Annotated in this window: 16 protein-coding genes and 1 pseudogene; 12 read left to right on the top strand and 5 right to left on the bottom strand. The window is 61.1% G+C overall.

The genetic code is table 11. The features are described 5' to 3' along the window. Positions 1 to 91: 91 nt before the first annotated feature. Positions 92 to 175 (top strand): annotated as a pseudogene (locus tag E0D86_RS21820) (ANT(3'') family aminoglycoside nucleotidyltransferase); the annotation flags it as partial. A 61-nt stretch (positions 176 to 236) separates the two neighbouring features. Here E0D86_RS21820 and E0D86_RS02080 read toward each other — a convergent pair. From E0D86_RS02080 to E0D86_RS02070, 3 genes are all read right to left on the bottom strand, one after another. After that, on the bottom strand, positions 237 to 488 hold the full coding sequence (locus E0D86_RS02080; RefSeq protein WP_131648319.1) for a CcdB family protein: 252 nt from the start codon (positions 486 to 488) through the stop codon (positions 237 to 239). A 57-nt stretch (positions 489 to 545) separates the two neighbouring features. Then, positions 546 to 791, bottom strand: a complete 246-nt coding sequence (locus E0D86_RS02075; protein WP_131648318.1) for a type II toxin-antitoxin system CcdA family antitoxin — start codon at positions 789 to 791, stop codon at positions 546 to 548. A 137-nt stretch (positions 792 to 928) separates the two neighbouring features. Further along, a complete protein-coding gene (locus E0D86_RS02070; RefSeq protein WP_131648317.1) occupies positions 929 to 1,339 on the bottom strand; it encodes an SRPBCC family protein in 411 nt (136 codons plus the stop codon). A gap of 158 nt (positions 1,340 to 1,497) precedes the next feature. Here E0D86_RS02070 and E0D86_RS02065 point away from each other — a divergent pair, with 158 nt between their 5' ends. The 6 genes from E0D86_RS02065 (at position 1,498) to E0D86_RS02040 (ending at position 6,828) form a co-directional block, all read left to right on the top strand. Next, positions 1,498 to 1,764, top strand: a complete 267-nt coding sequence (locus tag E0D86_RS02065; RefSeq protein ID WP_131648316.1) for a hypothetical protein — start codon at positions 1,498 to 1,500, stop codon at positions 1,762 to 1,764. A 45-nt stretch (positions 1,765 to 1,809) separates the two neighbouring features. Next, complete coding sequence (locus E0D86_RS02060) at positions 1,810 to 2,520, top strand: class I SAM-dependent methyltransferase (RefSeq protein ID WP_131648315.1); 711 nt, start codon at positions 1,810 to 1,812, stop codon at positions 2,518 to 2,520. Beyond that, positions 2,517 to 2,849, top strand: a complete 333-nt coding sequence (locus E0D86_RS02055; RefSeq protein WP_131648314.1) for a hypothetical protein — start codon at positions 2,517 to 2,519, stop codon at positions 2,847 to 2,849. The genes E0D86_RS02060 and E0D86_RS02055 overlap by 4 nt, the downstream gene beginning before the upstream one ends. A 102-nt stretch (positions 2,850 to 2,951) precedes the next feature. Next, positions 2,952 to 3,359, top strand: coding sequence for an ester cyclase (locus E0D86_RS02050; RefSeq protein ID WP_131648313.1), 408 nt, complete (start codon positions 2,952 to 2,954; stop codon positions 3,357 to 3,359). 175 nt (positions 3,360 to 3,534) lie between these two features. After that, entirely contained in the window at positions 3,535 to 6,018 is a 2,484-nt protein-coding gene (gene plsB, locus E0D86_RS02045; RefSeq protein ID WP_131648312.1) for a glycerol-3-phosphate 1-O-acyltransferase PlsB, read from the top strand. A 357-nt stretch (positions 6,019 to 6,375) separates the two neighbouring features. Then, the gene (locus tag E0D86_RS02040; protein ID WP_131648311.1) at positions 6,376 to 6,828 is read left to right on the top strand and encodes a DUF305 domain-containing protein; all 453 of its coding nucleotides are present in this window, start codon (positions 6,376 to 6,378) and stop codon (positions 6,826 to 6,828) included. Positions 6,829 to 6,833: 5 nt separating this feature from the next. On the opposite strand, the gene E0D86_RS02035 is transcribed toward E0D86_RS02040, so the two are convergent. Next, positions 6,834 to 8,198, bottom strand: coding sequence for a heavy metal sensor histidine kinase (locus E0D86_RS02035; protein WP_131648310.1), 1,365 nt, complete (start codon positions 8,196 to 8,198; stop codon positions 6,834 to 6,836). Further along, the gene (locus E0D86_RS02030; protein WP_131648309.1) at positions 8,195 to 8,878 is read right to left on the bottom strand and encodes a heavy metal response regulator transcription factor; all 684 of its coding nucleotides are present in this window, start codon (positions 8,876 to 8,878) and stop codon (positions 8,195 to 8,197) included. Before E0D86_RS02030 ends, E0D86_RS02035 begins: the two co-directional genes overlap by 4 nt. A gap of 218 nt (positions 8,879 to 9,096) precedes the next feature. On the opposite strand from E0D86_RS02030, the gene E0D86_RS02025 reads away from it, so the two are divergent. The 5 genes from E0D86_RS02025 (at position 9,097) to E0D86_RS02005 (ending at position 15,001) form a co-directional block, all read left to right on the top strand. After that, positions 9,097 to 9,360 (top strand): heavy-metal-associated domain-containing protein, encoded by a 264-nt coding sequence (locus E0D86_RS02025; RefSeq protein WP_131648308.1) that lies wholly within the window; start codon positions 9,097 to 9,099, stop codon positions 9,358 to 9,360. 34 nt (positions 9,361 to 9,394) lie between these two features. After that, on the top strand, positions 9,395 to 9,829 hold the full coding sequence (locus E0D86_RS02020) for a DUF411 domain-containing protein (RefSeq protein ID WP_131648307.1): 435 nt from the start codon (positions 9,395 to 9,397) through the stop codon (positions 9,827 to 9,829). 100 nt (positions 9,830 to 9,929) lie between these two features. Next, positions 9,930 to 11,795 (top strand): copper resistance system multicopper oxidase, encoded by a 1,866-nt coding sequence (locus E0D86_RS02015; protein ID WP_131648306.1) that lies wholly within the window; start codon positions 9,930 to 9,932, stop codon positions 11,793 to 11,795. Further along, a complete protein-coding gene (locus E0D86_RS02010) occupies positions 11,785 to 12,738 on the top strand; it encodes a copper resistance protein B (protein WP_131648305.1) in 954 nt (317 codons plus the stop codon). The genes E0D86_RS02015 and E0D86_RS02010 overlap by 11 nt, the downstream gene beginning before the upstream one ends. Before the next feature lie 316 nt (positions 12,739 to 13,054). Then, complete coding sequence (locus E0D86_RS02005) at positions 13,055 to 15,001, top strand: DNA topoisomerase III (RefSeq protein WP_131648304.1); 1,947 nt, start codon at positions 13,055 to 13,057, stop codon at positions 14,999 to 15,001. Positions 15,002 to 15,070 lie beyond the last annotated feature (69 nt).

Genomic DNA, 15,070 nt, shown 5'->3' with positions numbered 1-15,070 from the left:
GCCCACTAGACCTTCGCAAAGCTACGCTTCTGCTCGCTTCTTAATCATTAAACATCATGGCTATTTCTGTACCTGAGGAAATTCGGCACAGCTGTCGCAGGCACTCGATATCGTCCAGTGTCATCTGGCATCGACGCTACTGGCAGTGCACTTTTTTTACGGTTCCGCGCTGAATCGTTAAATTGCTCGATGCCGGCACTAAGAATGTCTAACAATTCATCAAGCGTTAGATACACCTATGAAATTCCGGTGATAAGCAAATCAAGAGCAGCAATGATTTCATCGCGTTGCGCGGAGAGTTCCGCAACTTGGGTGCCAAGTTGCTTCTTGGTGATACTGGGCAGTTGCGGAGTTACCATCACGTACTGCCTGCCTTCAATTTCAAAGGTTGGCGTGAGGGTCGTGAGGGTTTTCCCTTTCATGGCAAAAGCCGTGTAGAGAGGCACCACAACTCGCGTACCCAGCTCGGCGATCAAATCGCTTTGCACATGGGTACGGCAGCTTTGGTGGCTGAGTTTGTGTTCTTGTAAACGGTAAACTCAGCATCAGAAGCTCCTCAGCTCATCGCTGAACACACCCTGGGCTTCCACGTATTCGTTATAGGCATCGATGGCTTTGCTGTTCTCTGCCAGCCATTGCTCACGCTGTTTGTTCTTCAGGGCCTCGACCAGAGCCTGTTCCAATGTCGCGGAGAGGTTGATATTCAAGTCTCTGGCTTTATGGAGTAAGTCACCGTTAACGCCGAGGTTAACAGCCCGCTTGGGGGCATGAGGGTCATAAGCTGCGAGCATGGTCCTCACTCCTTTGCTATGCATGCGCAGATGCCATGCGCGTACCGGCGTTCCATCAAAGGCGCATCCGACAACAGACGCAATCGTTCGCTTCGCTCACTGGGAGGGGCAAAAGCCGCCCCTTTCGGCGACCCGTCTCAGCTCTTGCCCTCCACATGCCGACCGAAGTTATCCAGAATAGCCTGCCAACCCTGGCGCTGGAGTTCGGGTGGGTTTTCGGTCTCCGCGTCGAAGCTGACGGTCACGAGAACGCCGTCGGGGCGCTCGGCAAACTCGATCTCGGCCTCACGGCCATCGCCCATCCGGTATTCGATGAGCTTCTTCGGTACGACGCGGGTGTAGGTGCCTTCGAAGTCGAAGCCTTCGCTGCCGTCCTTCGCTTCCATGCGTGACATGAACGTGCCGCCTTCGCGCAGATCGACGGTGCTGCTGGTCGTGTGCCAGTCATCCTGAGCCGCATTCCATTGCTTGATGTCCTCGGGATTGTTGTAGGCATCCCAGACTTTTCCGAGATCGGCCTTTACGTGAGTCTCTACGGTGATTTTCACGATGTTCTCCTTTGGATTGCAGTTGCCCTGTCCTGTAGTCGAACGGGGAAGTGGAAATTCGACACGGTAGTTGTTACGGCGGATATGCAATCCTCGAAAACGGTAGCGAACGGCAGGTGACCTGCCCGCTTCTCATTCCGCACGTTAAGGAATCATCGATGGCATTCGTGGCAAGCCTTATCGCAACACTGTCCCTGGCGGGTTATTTGCGTGGGCGCCGTGTTAAAGCACTGGTGGCCATTGCCGGCGCCGGCCTGGTTTTGCCGGTGTTGGTGGCGTTCACATCCTTTGTTTATCCGGCGGACCCGGAAGCACGCATGTGGGCAGCGATTGCCATTCCTGTCTCATACCTGTGGGGGCTGGCCGCCGCGGGTCTGGGCTATGGTGTAGCGGTGCTGGCGCTGAAAGGCCGGCGCGATATCTGATACCCCGAGGCGTGTACCCGACCTGAGCCTGCAAAAGGAGTCCCCATGCGCAGAGATGAGATCAAGGCGATATTCGATCAACAGGCTTCGAGCTATGACGAGCGCTGGGCCAAGACGGCGTCTATTCGCGAGGCCTTGCACTTGCTCCTCGAAGCGGTGTTTGCCGAGCTTCCGACTAATGCACGGCTGCTGTGTATCGGTGCGGGTACGGGTGAGGAGATCGCCTATCTCGCACAGCGCTTTCCGCAGTGGACCTTCACGGCGGTGGAGCCGTCCGCTGCCATGCTGGAAGTGTGCCGCGACAAGGCGATGAAGGGAGGCTTTGCATCGCGCTGCGAGTTTCACGAGGGTTATCTGGAATCACTGCCAGGGCAGGCGCCGTTCGATGCGGCGACCTGCTTCCTGGTTTCCCAGTTCATCCTGGAGCCGGAGGCTCGCACCGCATTTTTCCGGGCCATCGCGACGAGGCTTGGCCCGGGGGCGATATTGGCGAGTTCCGATCTGGCAGCGGATGTGGATTCGACCGCGTACGACGCCCTCCTCCATACCTGGATGAACATGATGCGGGCGGCGGACATCCCCGCCGCGGGCGTCGAGCAGATGCGTGCGGCCTATGCCAAAGACGTTGCGATTCGTCCTCCCGAGCGAATAGCTGCGATCATCGAGGCCGGCGGCTTCGGTGAGCCCGTTCCCTTCTACCAGGCCGGGTTGATCCATGCCTGGTTCGCGAGGCGCGCATCAGGCGAGGCGCCATGAGCCGGTCATGGGCCCTGCCCTTCCTGATCGCAGCGCTTGCAGGCGCGGCGATCTGGGCGTTGTCGCCCTTGATCACCGGCCAGACTGAACCCTGGGATGCAGGCCTGTACTACAGCGGCGCGCTGCTGGCAGCAGGATTGCTCTCGGGCGTCACGGTGCCGAAGCCGCTCTGGGCGCACTACCTGGGTGGCCTAGTCGGGCAGGCGCTGTACCTGCTGCTGTTCCTGCCGCCCAGCCCCTTGATGGCGGTAGGCCTGGTGTTCCTGCTGGTGTGGTCACTGCTGTTGCTGGTCGGTGCCGGTGCCGGCTCCCGCAGTTGGACGCGCTGAAGGCATCCGCCGTGCCGCTGCTCGTATAGCCAACACGCATCGTGCGAAGCTGAACTAGTGTTTCAAGACCGACAATACGACTCGCGCAACGGAGGATAAGCAATGGCTCCAGCCGATCTGGCCAGCATCTATCGACAGTACATCGCCTGTCTAAATGCCAGGGATTGGTCGAACCTGGGACACTTCGTGCACGACGAGGTGAGTCATAACGGCAAGCGGATCGGCCTGGCCGGTTATCGCCAAATGCTGGAGAACGACTACGCCAGCATTCCCGATCTACACTTCAACATCGAATTGCTGGTTGCCGAGCCGCCTTATGTCGCGAGCCGGCTGCAATTCGACTGCTCGCCAAAAGCCCGGTTTCTGGAGCTGAACGTCTACGGGCGGAAGGTTTCGTTCGCGGAGAACGTCTTCTATGCGTTCAAGGACGGGCGGATCTTCGAGGTCCGCTCCGTCATCGACAAGGCGGCCATCGAGGCGCAGCTGTCGACTCGGTCCGAGGGCACCTGATACTTCGCTCGCGCACCTCGGTTCGAGTCGGCAGGAAGGAATATCTGCGCTGGAAAACGCTTCGCGGTTTTCCACCCTACGCACACATCGAGCATCAATTTTTTTGTCCACTGCCTGCGCTTGCGGCACACTTGCCGCCTTCGAGGGCCCTGCCCCTTTTTAGCCGAATATTCGTATGACCCGCTCCCCTATCCGTCGTCTGCTCTTCTCCATCGTGCGCCGTGTGCTGTATTTCTGGGTGCGCTCGGAAACCATCAACCAGTCAGCCTTCAACCTCAAGCTGGACCGCAGCAGGCCGGTGTTCTATGTGTTGCAACGCGCCTCGCTGAGCGATCTGGCGGTACTCGATCAAGAGTGCGGCAAGGCCGGTTTGCCACGTCCGGTGGCGGAGGTCGCTGTGGGTAGCCATATCGAGCCAGCGGCGTTCATCTTTCTCAATCCCGCCGCGAGCTGGTTCGGTCGACGCACACGGATCGCGCCTCCGGCACCGCTGGTGCGGCTGGTCGGTGCACTGGAGCAGAATGCCGTGGATAACGCGCAAATCGTCCCGGTGAGCGTGTTCTGGGGCCAGTCCCCGGATCGCGAAACCAGGCCCTGGAAGCTGCTGTTCGCCGACAGCTGGGCGGTGACCGGCCGACTGCGCAAGCTGCTGAGTATCCTGATACTCGGGCGCAAGACGCGTGTGCAGTTCTCCACGCCGATCCAGCTCGACGAACTCGTGGCGATGAACAAGGGCCACGAGCGCACCCTGCGCATGGTTCATCGCATGCTGCGGGTGCACTTCCGGCAGCAGAAGACCTCAGTGATCGGTCCAGACCTTTCGCACCGACGCAATCTGGTCAAAGGGCTGGTACACGCACCGGCGGTGCGTCAGGCGATCCGCGACGAAGCCGAGCGCGAGAATATTTCCGTGGAGAAGGCGGAGGCCAAAGCGCTGCGCTACGGCAACGAGATCGCCTCGGACTATGCCTATACGGCGGTGCGCTTTCTCGAGGTGGTGCTGTCCTGGTTCTGGAACAAGATCTACGACGGCATCCGGGTCAATCACATCGAGCCGCTGCAGGAGGCGGTGCGCGGGCATGAGGTGATCTACGTGCCGTGCCACCGCAGCCATATCGACTATCTGCTGCTGTCCTATCTGCTGTTCCGCAACGGGCTGACGCCGCCGCACATCGCGGCTGGCATCAACCTCAACATGCCGGTGGTCGGCGGGCTGCTGCGCCGCGGCGGCGCCTTCTTCATGCGCCGCTCGTTCAAGGGCAACCCGCTGTACACCTCGGTGTTCAACGAATACTTGCACACGCTGTTCAGCCGGGGCTTTCCGGTCGAGTACTTCGTCGAGGGTGGCCGCTCGCGCACCGGGCGCATGCTGCAACCAAAAACCGGCATGTTGGCGATCACGCTGCGCAGCTACCTGCGGTCGCCGCGGCTGCCGATCCTTTTCGTGCCGGTGTACATCGGCTACGAGCGCGTACTGGAAGGTCGCACCTACCTGGGCGAATTGCGCGGCGCGCAGAAGAAGAAGGAGTCGATTTTCGACATTTTCAAAGTCATCGGCGCGCTAAAACAGCGGTTCGGCCAGGTCTGGGTGAATTTTGGCGAACCGCTCAAGCTCAACGCATTCCTGGACAAGGAGCAGTCCGGTTGGCGCCAGCAAAACCTGGCGCCGGATTACCGCCCGGAATGGCTCAGCGGCACGACCAATCGCCTCGCCGAGCGCATCGCCCAGCGACTCAACGAAGCGGCGGCGGTCAATCCGGTCAATCTGGTGGCGCTGGCGATGCTGTCCACCAGCCGTCAGGCGCTGGATCAGCGTTCGTTGGCGCGCATCCTCGATCTCTATCAGCGCCTGTTGCGCGCAGTGCCCTATTCGCCTCATACAACGCTACCGGACGGCAATGGCGAGGTACTGATCGACTATGTGAAGGACCTTGGCCTGCTTGCCGAACAGAAGGACGCGCTGGGCAACATCCTCTATCTCGACGAGCAGAACGCCGTCCTGATGACCTATTACCGTAACAACGTAATGCACATCTTCGCCCTGCCGGCGCTACTGGCGAGCTTCTTCCAGAGCAGTTCGCGGATCAGCCGCGCGCAGATCCTGCGCTTTACCCAGGCGTTGTATCCGTACCTGCGCGCGGAGCTGTTCATACGCTGGGAGCAGGAAGAGCTGGAGGCAGTGATCGACCAGTGGCTGGCGGCCTTCGTCGACCAGGGCCTGCTCAAGCTCGATGGCGAAACCTATGTGCGCCCGGCACCGAGTTCGCGTCAGTTCGTGCTGCTGACGCTACTGGCGCGGGTCATCGTGCAGACATTACAGCGCTTCTATATGGCAATTTCCCTGCTGCTCAACAGCGGTCAACACAGCCTCACCGCCGAAGAGTTGGAAACGCTCTGCACGGTGATGGCCCAGCGCCTGTCGATCCTGCATGGGTTGAACGCACCGGAATTCTTCGACAAGAGCCTGTTCCGCCATTTCATCAAGAGCCTTCAGGAGCAGGACGTGCTGCGTCTGGACGCGGCCGGCAAACTCGCTTACCACGACAAACTCGGCGAACTGGCCGAAGGCGTGGCCAAACGCGTGCTGCCCGCCGAGATCCGCCTGTCGATCCGTCAGGTGGCGCTGGAACGGCACGAGGAAGACCAACAAACGGGCTGACCGATTCCGGCATTCGCAACTGCGCGCTGCAAGGCGTCAGTGAATATTTCGGTAGTGCCGGTCTGGACGTCACGTACCGCATTGATTGTCTGACTTCGGCCAAGCGCCTGAGTGAGCGATATGCATATATGGCCAAGCTGGCGGGGCTGAAACACACATGCCACGTCGTTAGCCGAACGGCACTATCGGGGCATGTAGCTTCCTGCAGTTGCAATGACATTTCTGCCTGACAATTTTGTAAGCAAACTCACAGCAAACCCGCATGAATTCTAGCCTGGCGCGATCGAACGACCCGCCCTCATACGAGTCAGCATCATTACAACAGCTATTGTTTGACTGGATGATAGGGAAGACTCGATGACTAACTACGCCCGATTCGGCGCGATGATCGCCACTTCCACGATAGTCATGTTCGGCTTGATGTATTTGAATACATTTCAACTCGATCATATCCGCCTCAGCGAAACGCGCGTCTATATGGCGTTGATCATGGGTGCGACCATGGCGATCATCATGCTGTCGTTCATGCTCGGTATGTATCAAAAGCGCGGCGTAAATATTGTCATTTTCGCCGGCAGCGTGATGGTGTTCATCGCGTCGCTCTGGCTGGTACGCAGCCAGCAGACGGTGGATCAGGTGTCCTGGATGAAGGCAATGATCCCGCATCATTCGATCGCCATCCTCACCAGCGAACGCGCCACCATTACAGATCCGCGGGTGCGTGAGCTGGCGGATCAGATCATCCAGTCACAGCGCGAAGAGATCGTCCAGATGGAACGGTTGATCGACGAACTCGACAATGCGAAGTAAACACATCAGGTGCGAATGCGGAACAGGATTTCAAACGTGGTCCAACCGTCCTGGCTGCTGCAGCGAATCTCTGCTCGATGCGCTTCGAGGATGGAACGGGTGATCGCCAATCCCAGCCCAGCATTGCTCGGGCTACCTTCACGACGCGCTGGGTCGACCCGGTAGAAACGATCGAACAACCGCGGCAAATGCTGCTCTGGAATGGTCGCGCCCGGGTTGCTGATCGTCAGCACAACGTTTGTTTCATCCGCCTCGATCCTGAGCCGGATCACCCCGCCGTCCGGCGTGTAGCGCAGTGCATTGGACAGCAGATTCGACAGCGCACGGTGCAGCATCGCAGGGTCGCCCTGGATGCCTGCCATGCCGGATAGCTCGAAATGGACGCCGCGCTCGTCAGCGGTCAGCTGGTAGAAATCCAGCAGCTTTTCGCACAGCAGGTGCAGGTCGATCGGCTGCGCCCTTGGGATGACCAAGCCATTGTCCGCCTTGGCCAGAAACAGCATGTCATCGATCATTCGCGCCATGCGTCGCAGCTCTTCCAGATTGGAATAGAGGTTTTCCTGGTAGTCCTTGCTGCTGCGAGCACGGGTCAGCACCACCTCGGTATGCGTCATCAGATTGGATAGTGGTGTGCGCAGCTCATGGGCGATGTCGACAGAGAAGTTAGATAGCCGCACGAAGGCGTCCTCCAACCGCGCCAGCATGGCGTTGAAGGCCAGCATCAGTTGCTGCAGTTCGGCTGGCGTCGACTCGGCGGGTATGCGCTCGGTCAGCGACTTTACCGACATTGACGCTGCCACCTGAGTGACCTCACGCAACGGGCGCAAACCGCTGCGGGCCAGCAACCAGCCGAGCACACCGCTGATCAACGCGCAGAGCACCAGTGCGCTCCAGAGCCAGCCCGTGAGGACATGGAAGAACATCTTGTGGGTGGTGATATCGAGCGACAGCTCGACAGTCAGCGGCCGCCCCGCCACTTCGACCACGCCGGTCCTGCTGCGCCAGACTCGATTTCCACGCGGCACCTCGACGCCGGCGGAGCCGTGCGAATGGGAGTTAGCCGCGCGCGTGGCGCCCATATCAGCGAACAGCACCCGACCCTCGACATCGATGATGCGCGCCGACAGATCGCTGTGACCACCAAGCAAGGCCTGCAACTGCGGGCGCATAGCGTCGAACTGAGCCAATTCGTCGAGCCCCTGCAGCAAATGGCGGCTGGCCTGAAGCTTGTCTTCCAGCGTGTGGCGATCCAGCTCGTCGAAATGGTGCTGGCTTAGTTGGTAGAAGAAGAAACCAGCCGCACCGAGTACACCGGTGACGGCGAGCATGAACATCAGGCTGAGCCGGGCGGTAAGCGACAACCGCCTCATGGTGCATCCGGCTCGTCGAGCATGTAGCCCATGCCACGCGCGGTATGGATCAGCTTGGGTTCGAAGCCGTCGTCAATCTTGGCGCGCAGCCGCCGGATCGCCACCTCGATGACGTTGGTGTCACTGTCGAAATTCATGTCCCAGACTTGGCAAGCGATCAGCGACTTGGGCAGCACCTCGCCGCGCCGACGCAGCAGCAATTCCAACAGCGCGAACTCTTTAGCGGTGAGGTCGATGCGCTGGCTACCACGCATGGCTCGGCGCTTCATCAGGTCGACCTCGAGATCGGCAATCTTCAGCTGCGTCTGCAGCGCCGCGGCGTGGCCTCGGCGCAACAACGTGCGCACCCGCGCCAGCAGCTCGGAAAAGGCGAACGGCTTGATCAGATAATCATCGGCGCCCAGCTCCAGCCCCTTGACCCGGTCCTCGACGCGATCGCGCGCGGTAAGAAACAGCACCGGCACCTCGTTACCCGAGGCGCGCACCATGCGCAGCACTTCCCAACCCTCCAGGCCGGGCATCATCACGTCGAGGATTAGCAAGTCGTACGGCGCGCTCAACACGGCCTGCAGCGCATCGGTACCGGTGGTAACGCGGTCGACGGTAAAGCCCGCCTCGCTCAAGCCCTGTTGCAGGTAGATGCCGGTTTTCGGTTCGTCTTCGGCGACCAGAAGCTTCATCGACTCATTCCTTTCAAACATGGCGAGAGTGTGCGGCCAACGAGTGTGAGGAGCCAGAAGCTGACAGAAAAGTAATGTTCCGCTCAGCTTATCGAAAGCCGCATGGGGCTATTTTTCGATAGCGGAAAACGGGACTGTTAGTCGCTTGACCCTGCCATGAGGACAAGGTTGAAGATCATGCCAAGCCGGACTGACCGGCGTCTGTTTGAGGACTTCTCATGAGCACTATCGATCTTCGCGTACAAGGCATGACCTGTGGTTCCTGCGTCCGCCAAGTAAACCAGGCGCTGACAGCCGTCGTTGACGTCGTCCGCGTCGAGGTCGACGTCGACACGGGTCTGGTTCGGGTGGAAGGCAACGCCGACAGCACGGCGCTGATCGCCGCACTGGAGGACGCGGGTTATCCGGCGCACCTCGAGAACAACGCAGCGCCGATGACCACACGCAAAACCGGTTGTGGCAGCGGCTGCGGTTGTCGCTAAGTTCTTTTTTGCCAGGCTCTTCTGGAGGACATCCATGAAACTGAAACTCGCCATCTTCGCCGCCCTGTTCATGGCCGGTAGCGCACAGGCCGCTGAGATCATCGATGTGCACCGCGACGCCAATTGCGGCTGTTGCAAGGACTGGGTCAAGTACCTGCAGGCCAATGGCTTCGAGGTACGCGACCATGTCGAAAGTAATATGAGCGCGGTCAAGCAACGCCTCGGCGTGGCGCCGCGCCTCGCCTCCTGCCACACCGGCGTGATCGATGGCAAGTTCGTCGAGGGGCACGTGTCGGTGGCGCAGATCCACGAATTGAAGCAGCGAAACGACCTTGCCGGTGTCGCCGTGCCGGGGATGCCCGCAGGCTCTCCTGGCATGGATTACGCCCAGCCCGCGCAGGCCTATCAGGTGATCGGCCTGACGACTGGCGGCAGGGACGAGGTAATCGCGCGATATCCGGCGGACTGAGGAATCGATCCTCCATGCACTGCTTGGGTCGACACCAAGCAGCTCCTGAGCCGAGCGTGGGCACGCCCATACCAAAGACAGCTGACCAAGCAGGGCCATCATGCATTGCACATCTTCGCGCCGCACCTTCGTCAAAAGCCTGACCGCTGGCGGCATCGTTGCCGGGCTGGGCGTGTGGCGTCAGCCCGTGTGGGCCGTGGGGCAGCCCGGTCAGTCGAATGAACAGGGGGTGTTGGCGGGCACCGAGTTCGATCTGGCCATAGACTCCCTCAGCGTCAACTTCAGCGGACGCGAACGCACCGCCATGGCCATTAACGGCAGCATTCCTGGTCCGCTGCTGCGCTGGCGCGAAGGCGATACCGTGACATTGCGGGTGCATAACCGTCTGCCACAAGACACGTCCATCCATTGGCACGGCATCCTGCTGCCGGCCAACATGGACGGCGTGCCCGGCTTCAGCTTTGCCGGCATCGCCCCCGACGGCATGTACGAGTACCGCTTCAAGGTGAAACAGAGCGGCACCTATTGGTATCACAGCCACTCGGCGTTTCAGGAACAGCTCGGCGTCTATGGGCCGCTGGTGATTGATCCGCTCGAACCCGAGCCGTTCCAATACGAACGCGACTACGTGGTGATGCTCACTGACTGGACCGATGAAAGCCCGGCGCGAGTAATCGATAAGCTGAAAAAGCAATCCGACTATTACAACCGTGGCCGCCGCACAATGGGTGACTTCATCAATGACGTCGCCGACCGAGGCTGGCGCGAAACCGTAAGCAACCGCTGGGCCTGGGCGAAGATGAGGATGACGCCCACCGATCTTGCCGACGTCAGCGGCGACACCTACACCTACTTGCTCAACGGCCAGGCACCGAGCGGCAACTGGACCGGCCTGTTCCAGCCAGGCGAGCGTGTGCGCCTGCGCCTGATCAACGGCTCGGCGATGACCTATTTCGACTTTCGCATCCCTGGCTTGAAACTCACCGTGGTCGCTGCTGACGGCCAGAACGTCGAACCCGTGGAGGTTGATGAGCTGCGCCTGTCTGTGGCCGAAACGGTCGACATCATCGTCACCCCGGACGGCAATCAGGATGCCTATACCCTCTTTGCCCAATCCTTGGACCGCAGCGGCTATGCCCGCGGTACTCTGGCCATGCGCCAAGGCCTGAGCGCACCGGTACCCGAGCCGGATGCTCGTCCGGAGCTGAGTATGGACGACATGGGACACGGCGACGATCACGCCTCCCATGGCCCCGGCTCAGCGCAGCCGCACGCCATGGGACACGCTGCGATGAACCATGGCGAGACGAGTCACGCCGACATGGATCATTCGAGCATGGAGCATTCTTCCATGCAGCATGACGGCGCTGGGCGCAGCCAGATGCAGTCCCACCCGGCCAGCGAGAAAGCCAACCCGCTGGTGGACATGCAGACCATGATGCCTGTCGCCAAGCTCGACGATCCCGGTATCGGCCTGCGCGACAATGGCCGCCGCGTGCTGACCTATGCAGACCTGCGCAGCACCTTCCCGGATCCGGACGGACGAGAGCCGACACGCACCATCGAGCTGCACCTGACCGGCCATATGGAGCGCTTCGCCTGGTCGTTCGATGGCATCCCCTTCGCCGACGCCGAACCGATCCGCCTTGAATACGGTGAGCGTGTGCGCTTCGTGCTGGTCAACGACACCATGATGCACCACCCCATCCACCTTCATGGGCTGTGGAGTGACTTGGAAGACGAGCACGGTGCATTTCAGCTGCGCAAGCACACCATCGACATGCCGCCCGGCTCGAAACGCAGCTACCGCGTCACCGCCGACGCACTGGGACGCTGGGCCTACCACTGCCACATGCTGATGCACATGGACCTCGGCATGTTTCGCGAACTCCGCGTCGAAGAACCGAAGGAGCTCGCGCATGCGCCGCGCGCTGCGTCCGATAAAGGGAATCCGCATGACAATTAAAATCCCGCTAGCGATCGCCTTGAGCCTCACCGCTGCCGTGAGCCAGGCGCAGGAGCACATCGACCATTCCAGTCATGCCGGCCACGACCAAATGAAGCCCTCAATTGGCCATGGCGAGATAGTTCATGGTGCCAAGCCGCATGGCTCGGATTCAAACGACCCCCGCCCACACGGCTCCACTTCGCATCCTCCCAAGCATTCAAGCGCCACCGGGATTCCACCAGGCCAGGCGATCCGCTCCCCTATACCAACGCTCACCGAGGCGGACCGATCCGCGGCTTTTACCGACCAGCCGAAGCATCAGATGCACCAGGGCGGCACGCGGTTTTTCTTCGTCGCAGACGAAGTGGAATGGCAGGACAGTGACGCTGGCGACACCTTGGCCTGGGAACTGAACGGCTGGTTTGGCGGCGACATAGATCGCCTGGCCTTCCGCTCCGAAGGCGAACGCACCAACGGCCACACCGAGGAAGCCGAGCTGCAACTGCTCTGGAGCCACGCCATCGGCCCTTGGTGGGAGACCGTTGTCGGCGTACGCCAGGACTTCGAACCCGGCGCGCCGCAGACTTGGGGCACCCTTGGCGTGCAAGGCATGCCGCTGTACGGGCTGGAAACCGAAGCCACCGCGTTTCTCGGTGAAGACGGTCAGACGGCCCTTCGCCTGGAAGCCGAATACGACATTCTGCTGACCCAGCACTGGGTGTTGCAGCCCAAGGCCGAAATCAATATTCACGGGCGCAACGACGAGCGCCGAGGTGTCGGCTCAGGGCTGAGTGATGTCGGCGCCGGGCTACGCCTGCGCTATGAAATCAACCGAGCATTCGCGCCATACGTCGGGGTCACCTGGGTGCGCAGATACGCGAACACGGCCGACATGGCGCGCTCGGATGACGAAGACATCAGTGAAGCGCGCTTGGTGGCGGGTATCCGGTTCTGGTTCTGAAGTTACTCATATCCTCGCTCACCGGCAGCTATAACCGTTCTGCCTCATTAGCTCGCCTTCTTCGCTTACGATCAGCGCTTTCGCCGCTGGCGCCGGCGAACGCGGGCTACGTGCTCTAGCGCCTCCGGCCAAGAGCCGGTTGGCCGAATGAGTACGGCCCTACCAGTTGATGTGAGCTTCCACGGCTCGTAGGGCCGAACGTGTTCCGCCAGCCGCTCCTCACAGACAAGATCTGTACATCCATACAGATAAAGATTGCCTGAAGTCGCTCCGCTGCTCATCCTATGCCATTGTGAAAAATGGATAGATGACGGCGATGCGGCTTTTTCTCTGCGAAAAACCCTCCCAGGCCAAGGACATTGCCAAGGTCCTCGGCGCCAATCGGCGTGGCGACGGCTGCTGGCTCGGCCCTGGAGTGACCGTGACCTGGTGCATCGGCCATCTGCTGGAAACCGCCCCGCCGGATGCCTATGACACCCGCTACAAGCGCTGGGTGCTGGGCGATCTGCCGATCATTCCCGAGCGCTGGAAAATGCAGGTCAAGCCGAAAACCGCCAGCCAGTTCAAGGCGGTCAAGCGTTTGCTGAGTGAGGCCAGCGAACTGGTGATCGCCACCGACGCCGATCGCGAAGGCGAGATGATCGCCCGCGAGCTGGTGGAACACTGTCGTTTTCGCGGCCCTATCCAGCGGCTCTGGCTGTCGGCGCTAGACGATGCCTCGATCCGCAAGGCCTTGGCGGCGCTCAAGCCCGGCGCCGAAACTTTCAGCCTCTATCATTCGGCACTGGGCCGCTCGCGCGCCGACTGGCTGATCGGCATGAATATGAGCCGATTGTTCACCTTGCTAGGTCGCCAGTCCGGCTACCAGGGCGTGCTGCCGGTGGGCCGCGTGCAGACGCCAACATTGCGCCTGGTGGTGGATCGCGACCGCAGCATCGCCGACTTCGTGCCGGTGGCTTACTGGGCCATCGAGGTGCAGCTGCAGGCCGACAGCATGCCCTTCACCGCGCAATGGCGCGCCGCCGAGGATCGCTGCGACGACCAGGGCCGTTGCCTCGACCCGGAACATGCGCGCCAGGCAGCTACCGCCATCGAAAGCGCTGAGCAGGCGCAGGTGCTGAAGGTACGCACCGAGCGCATGCGTGAAGCGCCACCACTGCCCTTCGACCTCGGCACCCTGCAGGAAGTCTGCTCGAAGAAACTCGGCCTCGGTGCCCAGGAAACCCTGGATATCGCCCAGGCGCTCTACGAAACCCATAAGCTGATCACCTACCCGCGCAGCGATTGCGGCTACCTGCCGATGAGCCAGCATGGCGAGGCGCCGGCAATAATCGCCGCCCTTGGCCGCAGCGATCCATCACTGTCCGAACTGCTCAGCCATGTGCAGCCGCAACGCCGCTCGCGTGCTTGGAACGACGCCAAGGTCAGTGCCCACCACGGCATCATCCCCACCGCCGCTACCGATCTGTCACGCCTGGTAGGCAAACAACGCTCGGTCTATACGCTGATTCGCGCCCGCTACCTGGCGCAATTCCTGCCGAATCACGAATACGACCGCACCCAGGCGGACTTCGACTGCGCCGGCCGGGCGCTGCGGGCAGTGGGCAAGGTGATCGTCGAACCCGGCTGGCGCCGAGCGTTGCCCGAAGCGCTCACGCCGGCCAAGGGCCGTGAGCCGACACCCACCCAGGCTCTGCCAGCGCTGAGCGAAGGCCAGCACTGCGAAGTGGCCAGCGTCACCTTGAAAGATCTCTGGACCCAGCCGCCCAAGCCCTTCACCGAGGGCGACCTGATCAAGGCGATGAAGAACGTCGCCAAGCTGGTGGACGACCCACGCCTCAAGCAAAAGCTCAAGGACACCACCGGCATCGGCACCGAAGCGACGCGGGCCGGCATCATTCAGGGACTGCTTGATCGCGGCTACCTGAGCAAACAGGGCAAGGCGCTGTCGGCCAGCCCGGCGGCCTTCAGCCTGATCGATGCCGTGCCGCGCGCCATCGCCGACCCCGGCACTACGGCAATCTGGGAACAAGCGCTGGACATGGTGCAGAGCGGCGAGATGAGCCTGGAAGAGTTCGTCGCCAAGCAGTCCGCCTGGATGCGCAAGCAGGTGGAGCGCTGCCGCGACCTGCGCCTGACCATCAGCGGACCGCCGAACCCATCCGGCAAAGGCGCGCCCTGGAAGAAGAAGCGCAAGGCGGCGCCGCGCAAGAGTGCCAACGCTGGCAAGCGGGCGGCTCGTACAAGCACCCATCCCGCCTGAACTGCTCGCCAACGGGAGGGATCGGCCTCAGAAGCTTTGCCAGCAGCTGATTTTTGTTCTAGCGCGAAG

The organism is Pseudomonas sp. IC_126 (assembly GCF_004331835.1).
GTDB lineage: Bacteria > Pseudomonadota > Gammaproteobacteria > Pseudomonadales > Pseudomonadaceae > Stutzerimonas.
Note: the sequence above shows the minus strand (reverse complement) of the source record. Positions and strands in the feature narration are given on the sequence as shown.

What these genes read in the sequence shown, in the direction of transcription:
- E0D86_RS02035 (WP_131648310.1), bottom strand. Translation starts at nt 8,198, where the DNA reads ATGAGGCGGTTGTCGCTTACCGCCCGGCTCAGCCTGATGTTCATGCTC.
- E0D86_RS02055 (WP_131648314.1), top strand. Translation starts at nt 2,517, where the DNA reads ATGAGCCGGTCATGGGCCCTGCCCTTCCTGATCGCAGCGCTTGCAGGC.
- E0D86_RS02030 (WP_131648309.1), bottom strand. Translation starts at nt 8,878, where the DNA reads ATGAAGCTTCTGGTCGCCGAAGACGAACCGAAAACCGGCATCTACCTG.
- E0D86_RS02075 (WP_131648318.1), bottom strand. Translation starts at nt 791, where the DNA reads ATGCTCGCAGCTTATGACCCTCATGCCCCCAAGCGGGCTGTTAACCTC.
- E0D86_RS02040 (WP_131648311.1), top strand. Translation starts at nt 6,376, where the DNA reads ATGACTAACTACGCCCGATTCGGCGCGATGATCGCCACTTCCACGATA.
- E0D86_RS02025 (WP_131648308.1), top strand. Translation starts at nt 9,097, where the DNA reads ATGAGCACTATCGATCTTCGCGTACAAGGCATGACCTGTGGTTCCTGC.
- E0D86_RS02060 (WP_131648315.1), top strand. Translation starts at nt 1,810, where the DNA reads ATGCGCAGAGATGAGATCAAGGCGATATTCGATCAACAGGCTTCGAGC.
- E0D86_RS02015 (WP_131648306.1), top strand. Translation starts at nt 9,930, where the DNA reads ATGCATTGCACATCTTCGCGCCGCACCTTCGTCAAAAGCCTGACCGCT.
- plsB (WP_131648312.1), top strand. Translation starts at nt 3,535, where the DNA reads ATGACCCGCTCCCCTATCCGTCGTCTGCTCTTCTCCATCGTGCGCCGT.
- E0D86_RS02050 (WP_131648313.1), top strand. Translation starts at nt 2,952, where the DNA reads ATGGCTCCAGCCGATCTGGCCAGCATCTATCGACAGTACATCGCCTGT.
- E0D86_RS02005 (WP_131648304.1), top strand. Translation starts at nt 13,055, where the DNA reads ATGCGGCTTTTTCTCTGCGAAAAACCCTCCCAGGCCAAGGACATTGCC.
- E0D86_RS02065 (WP_131648316.1), top strand. Translation starts at nt 1,498, where the DNA reads ATGGCATTCGTGGCAAGCCTTATCGCAACACTGTCCCTGGCGGGTTAT.
- E0D86_RS02020 (WP_131648307.1), top strand. Translation starts at nt 9,395, where the DNA reads ATGAAACTGAAACTCGCCATCTTCGCCGCCCTGTTCATGGCCGGTAGC.
- E0D86_RS02010 (WP_131648305.1), top strand. Translation starts at nt 11,785, where the DNA reads ATGACAATTAAAATCCCGCTAGCGATCGCCTTGAGCCTCACCGCTGCC.